14 protein-coding genes are annotated in these 14,960 nt (G+C 59.5%); 10 read left to right on the top strand and 4 right to left on the bottom strand.

Annotated features, from left to right (window positions below; all coding sequences use genetic code 11):
• Positions 1-98: 98 nt before the first annotated feature.
• A complete protein-coding gene (ffh, locus tag EGI20_RS06315) occupies positions 99-1,451 on the bottom strand; it encodes a signal recognition particle protein (RefSeq protein ID WP_249615817.1) in 1,353 nt (450 codons plus the stop codon).
• Positions 1,452-1,534: 83 nt separating this feature from the next.
• On the opposite strand from ffh, the gene EGI20_RS06310 reads away from it, so the two are divergent.
• The gene (locus tag EGI20_RS06310) at positions 1,535-2,380 is read left to right on the top strand and encodes a cytochrome C assembly family protein (RefSeq protein WP_498630595.1); all 846 of its coding nucleotides are present in this window, start codon (positions 1,535-1,537) and stop codon (positions 2,378-2,380) included.
• Positions 2,381-2,396: 16 nt separating this feature from the next.
• Here the strand turns inward: EGI20_RS06310 and EGI20_RS06305 are convergent, their stop codons facing one another.
• Entirely contained in the window at positions 2,397-3,812 is a 1,416-nt protein-coding gene (locus tag EGI20_RS06305) for a cryptochrome/photolyase family protein (protein ID WP_498630593.1), read from the bottom strand.
• A gap of 278 nt (positions 3,813-4,090) precedes the next feature.
• Here EGI20_RS06305 and EGI20_RS06300 point away from each other — a divergent pair, with 278 nt between their 5' ends.
• From EGI20_RS06300 to yacG, 8 genes are all read left to right on the top strand, one after another.
• Positions 4,091-5,131 carry a porin gene (locus EGI20_RS06300; RefSeq protein WP_498630591.1) on the top strand — a complete coding sequence of 347 codons (1,041 nt, stop codon included), beginning with the start codon at positions 4,091-4,093 and terminating at the stop codon, positions 5,129-5,131.
• A gap of 145 nt (positions 5,132-5,276) precedes the next feature.
• Entirely contained in the window at positions 5,277-6,530 is a 1,254-nt protein-coding gene (locus EGI20_RS06295) for an HlyC/CorC family transporter (RefSeq protein ID WP_498630589.1), read from the top strand.
• A 60-nt stretch (positions 6,531-6,590) separates the two neighbouring features.
• Positions 6,591-8,297: a type IV-A pilus assembly ATPase PilB gene (gene pilB / locus EGI20_RS06290; RefSeq protein WP_498630587.1), complete on the top strand. Its 1,707-nt coding sequence runs from the start codon at positions 6,591-6,593 to the stop codon at positions 8,295-8,297.
• 55 nt (positions 8,298-8,352) lie between these two features.
• The gene (locus EGI20_RS06285) at positions 8,353-9,576 is read left to right on the top strand and encodes a type II secretion system F family protein (RefSeq protein WP_160797302.1); all 1,224 of its coding nucleotides are present in this window, start codon (positions 8,353-8,355) and stop codon (positions 9,574-9,576) included.
• Entirely contained in the window at positions 9,576-10,439 is an 864-nt protein-coding gene (locus tag EGI20_RS06280) for a prepilin peptidase (RefSeq protein WP_498630585.1), read from the top strand. Before EGI20_RS06285 ends, EGI20_RS06280 begins: the two co-directional genes overlap by 1 nt.
• A complete protein-coding gene (coaE, locus tag EGI20_RS06275) occupies positions 10,426-11,088 on the top strand; it encodes a dephospho-CoA kinase (protein WP_498630583.1) in 663 nt (220 codons plus the stop codon). Before EGI20_RS06280 ends, coaE begins: the two co-directional genes overlap by 14 nt.
• A complete protein-coding gene (zapD, locus tag EGI20_RS06270; RefSeq protein ID WP_498630581.1) occupies positions 11,081-11,839 on the top strand; it encodes a cell division protein ZapD in 759 nt (252 codons plus the stop codon). Before coaE ends, zapD begins: the two co-directional genes overlap by 8 nt.
• 2 nt (positions 11,840-11,841) lie before the next feature.
• On the top strand, positions 11,842-12,030 hold the full coding sequence (yacG, locus tag EGI20_RS06265) for a DNA gyrase inhibitor YacG (protein WP_498630579.1): 189 nt from the start codon (positions 11,842-11,844) through the stop codon (positions 12,028-12,030).
• Positions 12,031-12,076: 46 nt separating this feature from the next.
• Here yacG and EGI20_RS06260 read toward each other — a convergent pair whose 3' ends face one another.
• Positions 12,077-13,315, bottom strand: coding sequence for an N-acetylmuramoyl-L-alanine amidase (locus EGI20_RS06260; RefSeq protein ID WP_498630577.1), 1,239 nt, complete (start codon positions 13,313-13,315; stop codon positions 12,077-12,079).
• Positions 13,291-13,761 (bottom strand): tRNA (adenosine(37)-N6)-threonylcarbamoyltransferase complex ATPase subunit type 1 TsaE, encoded by a 471-nt coding sequence (tsaE, locus tag EGI20_RS06255; protein ID WP_498630575.1) that lies wholly within the window; start codon positions 13,759-13,761, stop codon positions 13,291-13,293. The genes EGI20_RS06260 and tsaE overlap by 25 nt, the downstream gene beginning before the upstream one ends.
• Positions 13,762-13,780: 19 nt before the next feature.
• On the opposite strand from tsaE, the gene queG reads away from it, so the two are divergent.
• Entirely contained in the window at positions 13,781-14,839 is a 1,059-nt protein-coding gene (gene queG / locus EGI20_RS06250; protein WP_498630573.1) for a tRNA epoxyqueuosine(34) reductase QueG, read from the top strand.
• The last annotated feature ends 121 nt before the right edge of the window (positions 14,840-14,960 follow it).

The raw sequence follows: 14,960 nt of genomic DNA, 5'->3' as shown, positions 1-14,960 counted from the left end.
CAGCGCAGCGCGCCGTTGCTGCGGAAATACGGCCTACGGCGGCATGGGCTTCCCTTGTTGTTCGCGGCGGGCCTCTGAGGACCCTTAGTTTTGCGCTTTTACATGCCGGGCAACATGCCTTTCATGCCGCGCATCATCTTGGACAGGCCGCCCTTGGAGAACTGCTTCATCATCTTCTGCATCTCCTCGAACTGCTTGAGCAGCTTGTTGACTTCCTGTACCGAGACGCCGGCACCGGTGGCGATGCGGCGCTTGCGGCTGGCTTTCAATAGCTCGGGCTTGCGCCGTTCCAGCGGCGTCATCGAGTAGATAATGCCCTCGATGCGGCGCATCGATTTCTCGGCTTCATCACCCTTGATGCCCTTGGCCATCTGGCCCATCTGGCCCGGCATCTTTTCCAGCATGCTGGTGACGCCGCCCATCTTTTTCATCTGTTGCATCTGGCCGAGGAAGTCTTCCAGATCGAAGCCCTTGCCCGACTTGAGCTTCTTGGCGATCTTGGCCGCTTCGTCCTGATCGATGCCTTTTTGCACATCCTCGATCAGGCTCAGTACATCGCCCATGCCCAGGATGCGGTTGGCGATACGGTCAGGGTGGAACGGCTCAAGCCCGGTCAGTTTTTCGCCGACACCGATAAACTTGATCGGCTTGCCGGTAACGTGGCGCACCGACAAGGCTGCGCCGCCGCGCGAGTCGCCATCCATCTTGGTCAGGATCACACCGGTCAGCGGCAGCGCTTCGCCAAAAGCCTGTGCGGTATTGACCGCATCCTGGCCCTGCATCGCATCCACCACAAACAGCGTTTCCACCGGCTTGACCGCGGCGTGCAGCGCCTTGATCTCGGCCATCATCGCTTCATCGATGGCCAGACGGCCGGCGGTATCGACCATCAACACGTCGAAGAAATGACGCTTGGCGTAGTCGATGGCGGCCAGTGCAATATCGACCGGTTTTTGCGAACCCTCGGACGGGAACCACTCGACGCCGGCCTGTTCGGCCAGCAGTTTCAGTTGCTCGATGGCGGCCGGACGGTAAACGTCGGCCGAGACCACCAGCACCTTTTTCTTCTGCGTTTCCTTCAGCAGCTTGGCCAGCTTGCCGACGGTGGTGGTTTTACCCGCGCCTTGCAGGCCGGCCATCAGTACCACTGCCGGCGGCTGGGCCGCCAGATTCAGGGCGTCGTTTTTCTCGCCCATCAGGCGGGTCAACTCGTCGTTGACCACGCCGACGAGCGCCTGACCCGGAGTCAGGCTGCCCATTACGTCCTGGCCGAGCGCGCGCTCTTTGACCTGGGCGATAAAGGACTTGACCACGGGCAGTGCCACGTCGGCTTCCAGCAGCGCCATGCGCACTTCGCGCATCGCGTCCTGGATGTTGGATTCGGAGAGGCGCGCGTTTCCGCGCAGCGTCTTGATCACGCCCGTCAGGCGTGTCGTCAGGTTGTCAAGCATGGGCCATCCTTCATGTCTGCCAACGGCAATGCAGCTTTGGTGTAGACTTTCAAACTGCCTATTTTACACAAGAGGCCGGGTACATGCCCGGCATTGACGGCCTGATGACGATGAGTGGTTTCCTGTTTGCTTTGTCTTTATGTCTTTTACTGGCTTATTTCGCCCTGTCCTGGCACCACATAGGGCACTGGAAAGGCCGTGCGGTCTTGCCGCGTGCCCCGCGCATCGAGCACGGCGTGCTGGGTCTGGTGCTGCTGGCTCATGCCGTGCTGGTGCTGCTGCCGCTTTTGTCAGGCGCGCATCTGGACTTGGGGCTGGGGCGCGCGCTGTCGACCGTGGTGTGGCTGATGCTGCTAATCTACTGGACCAGCAGCTTCTTCTATCGGGTCGAAGGGCTGCAGCTATTGATGTTGCCGCTGGCGGTGGTCGCGCTGGGCGTCGAGTTGCTGCTGCCGGGCCATCATTTAAGCTATGAACTGGCGAATCCCTTGTTTGCGCTGCATTTATTGGTGTCCATGCTGGCTTACAGCCTGTTTGCCATTGCCGCGCTGTTGGCCATGCTGATGCTGGTGCTGGACAGGGCCTTGCACGCGCGTCGCGCCACGGCCTTTACCCGCCAGCTGCCGCCTTTGCTGTCGCTGGAGGCGATGATGTTCCAGGTGATTGCGGTCGGCTTCGCGCTGCTGACGGTGTCATTGCTGACCGGCATCCTGTTCTCCGAGCAGATGTTCGCAACCCCGTTCACCCTCAACCACAAGATTGTCTTCGCCTGCGCCGCCTGGCTGGTGTTTGGCGGCTTGCTGCTGGGGCGTGTCCGCCACGGCTGGCGTGGCCGTCTGGCAGTGCGCTGGACGCTATCCGGCTTTGGCTTGCTGCTGGTGGGCTATATCGGCAGCAAGATTGTGCTGGAGTTGCTGCTCGGGCGCTGAGTTGCGCCTCGTGTGCTCAGCGTCCGAACAAGGCCAGCGCTTTTTCGCGCTGGCTGGCATGTTCGACGATGGGAGTCGGGTAGTCGCGCCCCAGTACAAATCCGTCCGGCAGCGTCTTGGCCAGCCACGGTGCGTGGATGGCTTGCGCGTCGAGCATCGCCAGTTCGGGAACGTAGCGGCGGATAAAGTGGCCGTCGGCATCGAATTTCTGTGATTGCGTTACCGGATTGAAGATGCGGAACCACGGCTGCGCATCGCAGCCGGTCGATGCAGCCCACTGCCAGCCGCCGCAATTGGCTGCCATATCGTAGTCCAGCAATTGGCTGGCAAAGTAGCGCTCGCCGCGTTGCCAGTCTATCAGCAGATCCTTGACCAGAAAGCTCGCCGCCACCATGCGTAGCCGGTTGTGCATATAACCGCTCAGCTTCAACTGGCGCATGGCTGCATCAATCAGCGGGTAGCCGGTTTGCCCTGCGCACCAGGCATCAAAATGTCTGTCTTCGCCTGGCCATGCCAAATTGCGGTAGGCCGGCTTGAAGCTGGTCTGTCCAGCCTCTGGGAAGTGCCATAGCCATTGCTGGTAAAACTCGCGCCAGATCAGCTCGTTCAGCCAGACCATCGCGCCTGCGCTGTCATCATCCAGTGCCAGACGCACGAGTTCCCGGATCGAAACCGTCCCGAAGCGCAAATGGGCCGACAGATAAGACACGCCTTTGCGTGCAGGATAATCGCGTAGCTCGCCATAGCGGGCGATGCGCATAGCAAAGTCCTGTAGCAAAGCCAGGGCGCCGCGCTCGCCGGTCCGGATATTCAGCGCGGCAAGGTTGGCGCTTGCAAACCCCTGTACGCCAATAGGCTTTTCATCGCCTCGCCACTGCGCAGGCAGGCTGTCGCGTGCGGCAAAATCGCGGCTTTCCAATTTTACGGGCCACGCGGCATAGCTTGCCGGCGTCAACCGCGCACGCCAGGCGCGCGCGTAGGGGGTGAATACGGTGTAGGGCTGGCCAGCCTTGTTCAGCAGTTCGTCCTGTTCAAAAACCACCTGATCCTTGACCGCTTCAACCACCACGCCTTGTGCCTCCAGTGTTTGCACGATCTCCGCATCACGTGCCAGTGCCATCGGCTCGTAGTCGCGGGCAAAAAACAGCTGGCGGGCACCGCAATTTGCGGCGATGTGTGGCAGTTGTTGCTGCGGGTCGCCATAGCTCACCACCAGTTCGCTACCCAGCGCCCGCAAGCGGGTGCGGATTTCATCGAGTGCGGCGCAGATAAACGCCACGCGCTTGTCGTTCGCCGGCAGGCCTGTCAGCAAGGCCGGATCAAAAACGAAAACAGCCAGTACCGGGCCGCATTGTTGCGCGCGGGACAAGGTCGCATGGTCGCTCAGGCGCAGGTCACGGCGCAGCCAGCACAGTACGGGTGACGGGTTCATGGCGGGGCTTTCATGAAGTTTTGGTGTTTTTCTTATATAGCTTTTTATCTGTGTTGCAAAATAGATACATTGAATAAAGCCTTGATTGGCTTGGTTTTGCTTGTTTTTCTTCGGTTTAATTGTCTCTATTTTGGCCGCATCGGTGGCCTGTTTTTGTTTTTTAGCAACGCGGCACTTAGTATATGCGCATGACCAGTGCGAGACAGCAGTGGCAAACAATATGCCCGACCCGCTCGCGGGATCAGGCAAGTTAACCGACCTCGAAAAAGGAAAGACTCATGAACAAGAAAATCATTGCACTGGCTGTTGCCATGCTGCCTGCTGCCGCCATGGCTGACGTGACTATCTACGGCGCGATCAAGGCTGGCGTTGAAAGCGTTAAAGCCGGCGACGCCGGTTCTGTAACCAATGTTGACGATATCGGTTCGCGTATCGGTTTCAAGGGTAGCGAAGATCTGGGTAATGGCCTGAAGGCCATCTGGCAGGTTGAGTCCAAGCTGAGCATCGATGGACAAAATGCTGATGGTAGTTTCTCCAATGGCAAAGGCTCTAATGTTTGGGCTAGTCGTGACTCCTTCGTCGGCTTCGCCGGTGATTTCGGTTCGATCAAAATTGGTAAGCTGAGTACCTATGGCAACCTGGATCTGGAAAGCCTGGACACCTACGAGTACGGCAGCAAGGCTGCCGGCTTCAGCACCTACTATCGTAACGATGGCCGCTTTAACAATGCTGTGCGTTATGACAGCCCGAACCTGGGCGGTCTGACTTTCGCTGCCGTTTACGGTTTTGACGAGGCTGAGGGCTCGGCCAACAAGTGGAACATTGGCGGCACCTACGCATTCAGCAATATGTTCGTCGGTGTTGACTACCTGCAACAAGATGCCAAAGTTGGTACCGACAGCAAGCAGTTCCGTATTGAAGGCGGCGTTGATGCCAACAATCTGTATGCAGCCCTGTCCTATCAGTACACCAAGTCACAAGGTGGTGATGCTTCGTGGGCCGGTGAGTTTGCCGATGCTGCCTTCTCGGCTGCGATTGCCGATAAGGATGTTAAAACCAACGAAGCGGGCTTGACTGTTGCCTACACCGTTGACCGTTTCGTGCCTAAGTTCTCCTACGCCAAGGGCTGGGATGCCAAGGTAGATGGCGATAAAGCATCCGACACCGGTTACGACCAGTGGATCGTGGGTGTGGATTACAAGTTCTCCAAGCGCACTATCGCCGGCCTGCAATATGGTCAGATCAAGTTTGACGGTAGCGATGCCGGCGTGAATGGCGATGAAAAGACTTACAGCTTCAACGTAGTTCACAAGTTCTAAGCTTTTCTTCGAAGCTTGAAATCAACCCGGCAGCCGCGCTGCCGGGTTTTTTTACGCTTGAGAGCATGCTTGGGGCTGGTCGCTGTACCCGCTGCCATCCATCCCATATAATTTGAGCCTGTTCCTTATTTAGTGCCCATTCCCCTTGAACGACATCCCCTTATCCATCCTGTTTTTGACGCTGGTGATCCTGCTGGCGATTTCCGCGTTTTTTTCCATGTCCGAAACCGGCATGATGGCGGCCAACCGCTTCCGTTTGAAATCGCAGGCCGCTGCTGGCAATAAGGGTGCACGCCGTGCTTTGGGCCTGCTGGCGCAGACCGATAAATTGCTGGGCGTGATTCTACTGGGCAACAACTTCGTCAATTCGGCCGCCGCTTCGCTGTCTACGGTGATTGTGTTTCGTTTGGTCGGCCAGAATGAGCTGGCGCTGGGTCTGGCCACACTGGCGGTGACATTCGCCATTCTGGTGTTTTCCGAAGCCACGCCCAAGATTCTGGCGGCGGCGCATGCGCTCAAGGTCGCGGCCGCGGTGAGCGGGCCGCTGGTTTTGCTGCTCAAGCTGTTGTATCCGCTGGTGTGGTTCGTCAACCTGTTTGTGCAGGGCGTGTTGAAGTTGCTGCGGGTGAATGTCAGCCATGATAGCGGACAGATTTCGGCTGACGAGTTGCGCCTGCTGGCGCTGGAGTCGACGCGCTTTACCCAGAGCAAGCACCGCTCCATGCTGGTCAACCTGTTCGAACTGGAAGGCTTTACCGCCGAGGATGTGATGGTGCCAAGACGCCACATCGAGGCGGTGGATCTGGCCGAGCCGCTGGATGAAACGCTGGTCAAGCTGCAGACCTGCCATCATTCGCGTATTCTGGTATGCGAAAATGGGCTGGAAAATTTGATTGGCATTTTGCATGTGCGTAAAGTGCTACATCTGATGCGCGAAGGTCTGACGCTGGACGGCTTGCGTGAAGTGGCCCGCGAGCCTTATTTCGTACCGGCCAGCACCCCGCTGTTTACCCAGTTGCAAAACTTTCAGGAAAACCGCCGTCGCATCGGGGTGGTGGTTGACGAGTATGGCGAGCTGATGGGGCTGGTGACGATGGAGGACATCCTTGAGGTGGTGGTCGGCGAGTTCACCACCCAGTCGCCGGAGCAGGCAACGCTGGTCACGCGCGCCAGCGATGGCTCGCTGCTGGTGGATGCCAGCATGGCGCTGCGCGACTTGAACCGCCAGTTTGCGCTGGCCTTGCCGCTGTCCGGCCCCAAGACGCTGAACGGTTTGCTGATCGAGCATTACGGGGATATTCCCGACGTCGGTACGTGTTGCAAGCGTTATGGCTGCATATTTGAAATATTACAGATTGGCGAGCGCGCGATACGGCGCGTACGCCTTAGCAAGGCATGATCTTTCCTTGCGCGGCGGGATGCCGGGTACGGGGTTAAAAAAACAGGGGACAGCAGGCTTATGGATAATGCGGCGGGTTTTTCCGGCTTGGGGCGGGCGCTGGTACAGCGGGGCAAATTGTCGCAGCATGACGCCGATGCAATAGACCGGCAGGCGAAAACCGCCAACTGCAGTTTTGTCGAGCAGTTGCTGGTAAGCAAGCGCATGACGCCACTGGAGCTGGCCAGTTTTGCCGCGCAGGCTTTCGGTTTCCCCCTGTTTGACCTGTCGGCCATGGATCCGGACGATATGCCGCGTGGTGTACTAGATGAGGATCTGGTGCTGCAGCGCCGGTTGGTGCCGCTGTTCAAGCGCGGCAGCAAGCTGTTTGTTGGCGCATCCGACCCGACCATGACCCAGACCCTGCACGCCATTACCTTCAAGACCGGGCTGACGGTCGATGTGGTGGTGGTCGAGGATGACAAACTGGGGCGTCTGATTGGCCGTTATAGCGAAAGCGAAGCGGGGCAGGCGCTGAACGCATTGGTCGGCGAAGATCTGGGCGAGATGGAGCTGGTTGACCCGGATGCGCCCATGGGCGACAAGCTGCCGGATGTGGAAGACGCGCCAGTGGTGAAGTTTCTGCACAAGGTGCTGATAGATGCGGTGAATGGCGGAGCGTCGGACATCCATTTCGAGCCGTATGAAAAATACTACCGCATCCGCTATCGGGTGGATGGCGAGCTGAAGGAAATTGCCCGTCCGCCTCTGGCGATCAAGGACAAGCTGGCTTCGCGCATCAAGGTCATTTCGCGGCTGGATATTTCGGAAAAGCGCGTGCCACAGGATGGCCGCCTCAAGCTGGTGGTGTCCAAGCATAAGGCGATCGATTTCCGGGTCAGCACCTTGCCGACCCTGTATGGCGAAAAGATCGTGATGCGTATTCTGGACGCGTCGGCCGCGTCGCTGGATGTAGAGCAACTGGGTTTCGAGCCCGCGCAGAAAAAGCTGCTGCTGGATGCCATCGAGCGACCGTACGGTATGGTGCTGGTGACCGGCCCGACCGGCTCGGGCAAGACGGTGTCGCTGTATTCCTGCCTCAATATTCTGAACAAGACCGATACCAATATTTCCACTGCGGAAGACCCGGTGGAAATCAACCTGCCGGGGATCAACCAGGTCAACGTCAATGAAAAAGCCGGGCTGACCTTTGCTGCCGCCTTGCGCGCCTTCTTGCGCCAAGATCCGGACATCATCATGGTGGGCGAGATTCGCGACTTCGAAACGGCGGATATTTCGATCAAGGCGGCGCAGACAGGCCATATGGTGTTCTCCACGCTGCATACCAATAACGCACCGGCCACGCTGACCCGTTTGCTCAATATGGGCGTGGCGCCGTTTAACGTGGCCAGTTCGGTGTTGCTGATCATGGCGCAACGCTTGGCGCGGCGCTTGTGCAAGGAGTGCAAGGCGCCGGTGGAATTGCCACGCGAGGCGCTGCTGCAGGCGGGGTTTATCGAGGCCGATCTTGATGGCAGTTGGCAGCCCTATGGCCCGGTCGGCTGTGATACTTGCCGCGGCAGCGGTTACAAGGGGCGGACCGGCTTGTACGAGCTGATGCCGATGACCGATGCGATGATCCGCTTGATCCTGCGTGACGCCAATGCCAGCGATATCGCCGATCTGGCACGCGAGGAGGGCATGATAGACCTGCGCCATGCCGGCTTGCTCAAGGTGAAGCAGGGCGTGACTTCGCTCACGGAAGTGCTGGCCTTGACCAACGATTGATACACGCCGCCGGCGGTAGCGTGGCAGTACATGAAAAACAATAACGGATCGCACTATGGCTAAAGCTGCAAGCGTGAAAAATCCCGCCCAATATGCCTGGGAATGGGAGGGGAAGGACAAGGGCGGCAAGGTGGTGCGCAACGAGATTCGCGCCGAAACCGAAGCCGTGGCCCGCATGATGCTGCGCCGTCAGGGCATCAATGTGCTCAAGATCAAGCGTAAACGGCAAAAGCTGGGCAGCAGCATCACCGAAAAGGATGTGGCGCTGTTTACCCGCCAGCTATCGACCATGATGCGTGCCGGTGTGCCGCTGTTGCAGGCATTCGATATTACCGCACGCGGCCACAGCAATCCGCGCATGACCAAGCTGCTGCTGGATATCCGCGCCGAAGTGGAAAACGGCAGCTCGCTGTCCGAGTCTTTTCGCAAGCATCCGCTGCAGTTCGATGCCTTGTTCTGCAATATGATCGCGGCGGGTGAAACCGGCGGTGTGCTGGATTCGCTGCTGGACAAGCTGGCGACCTATAAGGAAAAAACACTGGCGATCAAGGCCAAGATCAAGTCGGCCATGATCTACCCGACGGCGATTATCGGCACGGCTTTTATCATTACTGCCGTGATAATGATCTACGTGATTCCGGCGTTTAAAGACCTGTTCTCCAGCTTCGGTGCAGACTTGCCGGCGCCGACCATGTTCGTGATCTGGCTGTCCGACTTCTTTGTCGAATGGTGGTGGCTGATTTTCGGTGGCCTGTTCGGGGCGATTTTCGGCAGCATGTTTGCCTTCAAGCGCTCACCCAAGGCACACAAGATTGCCGACCGCATTGTGCTGAAGCTGCCGGTGATCGGTGACATCGTGAGAAAGGCGACCATTGCGCGCTGGACGCGCACGCTGGCCACGCTGTTTACCGCCGGTGTACCGCTGGTCGAAGCGCTGGATTCGGTGGGCGGGGCATCGGGCAACCAGGTGTATGCCGATGCCACCGGGCAGATCCGCACCGAGGTCAGTACCGGTTCCAGCCTGACTTACGCCATGCAAAAAAGTGATCTGTTCCCCAATATGGTGATGCAGATGACCGCCATCGGCGAGGAGTCGGGCTCGCTCGACTCCATGCTGGAGAAGGTGGCCGACTTTTACGAAGAAGAAGTGGATAACGCGGTGGCTGCGCTGTCCAGCCTGATGGAGCCGGTGATCATGGTGGTGCTGGGTGTGCTGATTGGTGGCCTGGTGATTGCCATGTATATGCCTATCTTCAAGATGGGGCAGGTGGTGGGCTGATGGCGCTATTCGATCTGATGCTGGCTTTGCCGCCTGTGGCTTTTATTCTGCTGGTCGCGCTGTTTGGCCTGTTTGTCGGCAGTTTTCTCAATGTGGTGATTGCACGGCTGCCGGTGATGATGGAGCGGCGCTGGGCTGCCGAATGTGCCGAACTGCGTGGCGAAGAGATCGCCCCGAGCGCGCCCTTCAACCTGATGGTGCCGCGCTCGCGCTGCCCGCAGTGCGGTGCGGCCATTCGCCCCTGGCACAATATTCCGCTCCTGGGCTGGCTGTCTTTGCGCGGGCGCTGCGCCGATTGTCAGGCGCCGATTCCGCTGCGTTACCCTCTGGTCGAACTGGTCACGGGTGTGCTGTTTGCCGTGCTGGCCTGGCGCTTCGGGCCATCGGTCATGCTGGCGGGGAGCTTGCTGCTGGCTGGCGCGCTGATTGCGCTGACCTTTATCGATGCTGATACCCAATTGCTGCCGGACGATATCACCCTGCCGCTGATGTGGGCCGGCCTGTTGTTCCATTTGCTGACCGGTATCTTGCCACTGTCCGACGTGGTGGTGGGGGCGATGGCGGGTTATCTGTCCTTGTGGTCGGTGTACTGGGCATTCAAGCTGGTCACCGGCAAGGAAGGCATGGGCTATGGCGACTTCAAGCTGCTGGCGGCGCTGGGTGCATGGCTGGGCTGGCAGATGTTGCCGCTGATTATTCTGCTGTCCAGTCTGGTCGGTGCCTTGTGGGGCATCGCCATGATGGCCGCCGCGCGTCTGGGGCGCGGCCAGCCCTTGCCGTTCGGCCCTTATCTGGCGGCGGCTGGCTTGATCGCGCTGATATGGGGGCCTGCTATCGTGGGGTGGTATCTTGGCAGCTTGTAAGCGGGCGATTATCGGGCTGACCGGTGGCATAGGCTCGGGCAAGAGTGCGGTGGCGCAGCGCTTTGCCGCGTTGGGGGTCGATGTGGTCGACACCGACGAGGTCGCGCATGCGCTGAGTGCTTCTGGCGGTGCGGCCATGCCGGCGATTGCAGCCGGGTTTGGTCCTGGTGTGATCGCGGCCGATGGCAGTATGGACAGGGCGGCGATGCGGGCGCTGGTGTTTGCCGATCCAGCCCGGCGCGCGCAACTGGAGGGCATTCTGCATCCGCTGATTCATGCCGAGAGTCTGCGCCAGCTGTCACTCGGGCACAGCCCGTATGCGATGCTGGTGGTGCCTTTGTTATTTGAAACCGGCACTTATCTTGGCCTGCTGTCGCGCACCCTGGCCATCGATTGCCCGGAAGAAATGCAGGTGTCGCGGGTGATGCAAAGAAGCCGACTGACAGAAGAACAGGTGCATGCCATTATGGCGGCACAACTGTCGCGCAGCGAACGCAAGGCCAGAAGTGACGATGTAATCGATAATAGTGGCGATTTAACCGCGCTTGATCTTCAAGTTGCGCTTAAACATCGTTATTATCTAGCCAGTTTTACCGGTGCGGCCTGTCCGCCCTCATCCACAGACCATACGGATTCGCGTAGTGATTAGTTTTGAGTTCCCTGTTACCGAACGTACGCGTGCCTTGCTCCGCCTGGAGCAGCTCTATCTGCGGCTGAATTTTTTCATTACGCGGGAACACCCGTTTGAACACCATTCTGCACTTCTGGTTCTGTTCGAGATCCTGGAAGTGGCGTCGCGCGCCGAACTTAAGTCCGATTTGCTGCAGGAGCTGGAGCGGCAGAGGCAGGTGTTGGAAGGTTTGCATAGCAACCCGGCGATCGACGCGGTCGCGCTGGATGCCGAGCTGGACCGGATTGATCAGGTTGCCGGGCGATTGCTGCAGTTGACCAGCAAGTTTGGCCAGCATTTGCGCGAGAATGAATGGCTGATGTCGATCAAGCAGCGTGCGGTGATTCCGGGCGGGACCTGCTCGTTTGATTTGCCGTCTTATGCCTTGTGGCAGAGCAAGAGCGCCGAAGAGCGCCGCTCTGATATCCAGCGTTGGGCCGAACCCATGATGCCGACTTCCGAGGCTGCCGATATTTTGTTGCGTCTGCTGCGCGACAGCGGCAAGACGCATGCGTATCAGGCGCGGCGCGGGGCTTTTCAGCAGATGTCGGGCGGCCGCGTGGTGCAGCTGATCCGTGTCGACTACCCCGAGGGGCTGGATGTGCTGCCGGAGTTGTCGGCCAATAAGTACGCGATCAATTTGCGCTTTGTCCAGACCGGCACCGGTGAAGCGCGTGCGCGCCAGAGCGAGCAGGATATCGACTTTTCCATGACCTATTGCAAGTTTTAACCATGACCAGCCAGAGCAATACCCCTATCAAAACCGTTTCCTGCCCGACTTGCGGCGCGCCCGTGCCGTGGACGCCTGAAAGCCGCTACCGCCCGTTTTGCAGCGAGCGCTGCAAGCTGATCGATCTGGGGCAGTGGGCGGATGAAAGCTATCGCGTCCCGACTAGCCCGCCGGACGAGATTGGGGAGTAGGGAGTAGACGCAGTTACCCCCCGTTCCCTATTTCCCACTCCCTATTTTACGTTCTGGCAAACAAGGTGCTTTGCGAGAAGTAGCCTTTCACACCGGCCAGTAGCGCCTCGGCCATCTGGCGCTGAAAGGCCGGGTCGACCAGCTTTCTTTCTTCTTCCGGATTACTGATAAACGCCGTTTCCACCAGAATCGACGGAATGTCCGGTGCCTTGAGTACGGCAAAGCCGGCCTGTTCGACCTGCGATTTGTGCAGGGTATTGAGGCTGCCCATGCGCCCCAGCACCGCCTTGCCCAGCTTCAGACTGTCATTGATGGTGGCGGTCTGGGTCAGGTCGAGCAGGGTATGCGCCAGATACTTGTCCTTGCCGCCTATCTTTACCCCGCCTATCAAGTCGGCATCGTTCTGGGTTTTGGCCAGAAAGCGGGCCGCAGTCGAGGTGGCGCCTTTTTCCGACAGGGCAAATACCGAAGAGCCGCGCGCCGTCGGCGTGGTAAAGGCGTCGGCATGGATGGAGATAAAGAGATCTGCCCCCAGCTTGCGTGCCTTGGCCACGCGCACGCCCAGCGGAATGAAAACGTCTTCGTCGCGCGTCAGATGCGCGCGCATATTGCGCTGGCTGTTGATCATTTTCTGCAGCTCGCGTGCAATCTTCAGCACCACATCCTTTTCCCGAACACCGGAAGGCCCGACCGCGCCCGGGTCTTCGCCGCCGTGACCGGGGTCCAGCACGATGGTCACTGGCCGGTCGATGCCGGCCTTGCCCGGTTGTGGCTTCAGTTGCGGCTGCTCGTCCAGCTTGCCCTTGTTGTAGTCCTGCAAGAGCGCCAGTAGCGGGTCTTCCTGTGCCTTGGCCGGATACAAATCGACCACCAGCCGGTCGCGAAAGCCGGCGACCGGGCTCAGGGTAAACACTTGCGGGGCGACATCGGTCTTGAGCTCCAGTACCAGACGTACCGTATCCGGGGTGAACTGCCCGGCGCGGGCACTTTTGATATAAGGGTCGGCATCGGTGATCTGGCTATTGATGCCGGTCAAGAGCGCGTTGAGCGTCACCCCTTCCAGGTCCACCACCAGGCGCGCCGGATTGCTCAGGCTGAACTGCTTGTAGCGCAGTGTTTCGCTGGACTCTAGCGTGATGCGGGTATAGGTGGTCGACGGCCAGATGCGCAGCGCGACGATTTGCGGTACGGCGGCAAAACCGATGCGGCTGACGGACAGCAGCCAGGTTGCCGCTGCGGCGCCGACTAGATGGCGGCGGCTTAGATCGAAAGTCGGCTCAGACATTGAATCCCTTGTGCGGCATGGGCGTGGATGCGGTAGGTGCGGCCATCATCGGCCACCGCTAGCGCTAGAGTGAGATCAGGCTGTGGCAACAGGCCTTGCGCCTTTTCCGGCCATTCGACCAGACACAGGGTATCGTGGTCGAATAGTTCGCGAAAGCCGGCATCTTCCCATTCTTCCGGATCATTGAAGCGGTACAGGTCGAAATGGTGCGCGGTCAGACTCGCCAGCGGGTAGGTCTCAACCAGCGTATAGGTCGGACTCTTGACCCGCCCCTGATGGCCTAGCCCCTGTAGCAGGCCGCGGGTCAGCGTGGTTTTGCCTGCGCCTAGGTCGCCTTCCAGAAAAATCACCATGCCCGGGATGATGGCCTGTGCCAGGCTTGCGCCCAAGCCTAATGTAGCCGCTTCATCCGGCAGGTAGCCGCTGCGGGTGCTGGTATCATCCATAACCATGACCGAGAGTAAAATGCAAAACGTGGATTATCCCGAATTGGCGGCACAAATCAAAGCATGGGCGCAAGAACTGGGCTTTGACGGCGTGCGCATCACCCGTGCAGAGCTGCCGCCCGAGGCGGCAGAGCGCCTGCAGGCCTGGCTGGATGCCGGGCACCACGGTGAAATGGATTATATGGCGCGCCATGGTCTGATGCGGGTGCGTCCGGCCGAGTTGGTGCCCGGTGCCCTGAGCGTGATCTCGGTGCGCATGAATTACTGGCCGGGCGAGGCCCGGGCGGCCGAGGCGGTACTGGCCGAACCCGGGGCAGCGTATCTGTCGCGTTATGCGCTGGGGCGCGACTATCACAAGGTCTTGCGTAAACGCCTGCAAGCGTTAAGCGAGCGGGTCAGTGCGGCGGCAGGCGCGCTGGGCGGTCGGGTGTTTACCGACAGTGCCCCGATTGCCGAGGTGGCGCTGGCGGCACAGGGGGGGCTCGGCTGGCGCGGCAAACATACCTTGTTGCTCAATCGCGAGCAGGGCTCGCTGTTTTTTCTGGGCGAGATCGTTACCGATCTGCCGCTGCCCGAAGACCATGAAGAGCCGGCGCACTGCGGCAGTTGCACGCGCTGCATCACAGCGTGTCCGACGCAGGCCATTATCGCGCCTTATCAGCTGGATGCGCGGCGTTGCATCTCTTACCTCACCATCGAACTCTCTGGTGCCAGTCCCGAGGCGCTGCGCCCCCTGATCGGCAACCGGGTTTATGGCTGCGACGATTGCCAGCTGGTATGTCCGTGGAACCGCTTTGCCGTGGCGAGCCATGAGGCGGATTTTGCCGTGCGTCATGGTCTGGACGATGTGTCCCTGGTCGAATTGTTTGGCTGGAGCGAAGACGAATTCAATCAGCGCATGGCCGGCAGCCCGATCTATCGCATCGGTTACGAGCGCTGGTTGCGCAATCTGGCGGTGGGCTTAGGCAATGCACCGGGCACGCCCGAGGTCATGGCCGCGCTGCAAGCCAGAAGCAACTATGACTCGGCGCTGGTGCGCGAGCATGTGGCCTGGGCGCTGGCGCAGCATGGGGAGTAGGGAGTCGGGGTTTGGTTTTTCGGGATTGGGGGGCCGGGATCTGCGGTGTTGACGCGAGTGTGCTTGGCCGGAACACTGAAACCCGAGTCCCGAGTCCCGAGTCCCGAGTCCCGAGTCCCGA

Source organism: Aquitalea sp. S1-19 (assembly GCF_024343515.1).
This window is presented reverse-complemented; position numbering and strand designations above follow the sequence as displayed.

Coding starts and splice junctions, on each gene's coding strand:
- pilB (WP_498630587.1), top strand. CDS start 6,591: ATGGATAATGCGGCGGGTTTTTCCGGCTTGGGGCGGGCGCTGGTACAG.
- EGI20_RS06300 (WP_498630591.1), top strand. CDS start 4,091: ATGAACAAGAAAATCATTGCACTGGCTGTTGCCATGCTGCCTGCTGCC.
- tsaE (WP_498630575.1), bottom strand. CDS start 13,761: ATGGATGATACCAGCACCCGCAGCGGCTACCTGCCGGATGAAGCGGCT.
- EGI20_RS06260 (WP_498630577.1), bottom strand. CDS start 13,315: ATGTCTGAGCCGACTTTCGATCTAAGCCGCCGCCATCTAGTCGGCGCC.
- EGI20_RS06280 (WP_498630585.1), top strand. CDS start 9,576: ATGGCGCTATTCGATCTGATGCTGGCTTTGCCGCCTGTGGCTTTTATT.
- EGI20_RS06305 (WP_498630593.1), bottom strand. CDS start 3,812: ATGAACCCGTCACCCGTACTGTGCTGGCTGCGCCGTGACCTGCGCCTG.
- yacG (WP_498630579.1), top strand. CDS start 11,842: ATGACCAGCCAGAGCAATACCCCTATCAAAACCGTTTCCTGCCCGACT.
- EGI20_RS06285 (WP_160797302.1), top strand. CDS start 8,353: ATGGCTAAAGCTGCAAGCGTGAAAAATCCCGCCCAATATGCCTGGGAA.
- queG (WP_498630573.1), top strand. CDS start 13,781: ATGCAAAACGTGGATTATCCCGAATTGGCGGCACAAATCAAAGCATGG.
- ffh (WP_249615817.1), bottom strand. CDS start 1,451: ATGCTTGACAACCTGACGACACGCCTGACGGGCGTGATCAAGACGCTG.
- EGI20_RS06310 (WP_498630595.1), top strand. CDS start 1,535: ATGCCCGGCATTGACGGCCTGATGACGATGAGTGGTTTCCTGTTTGCT.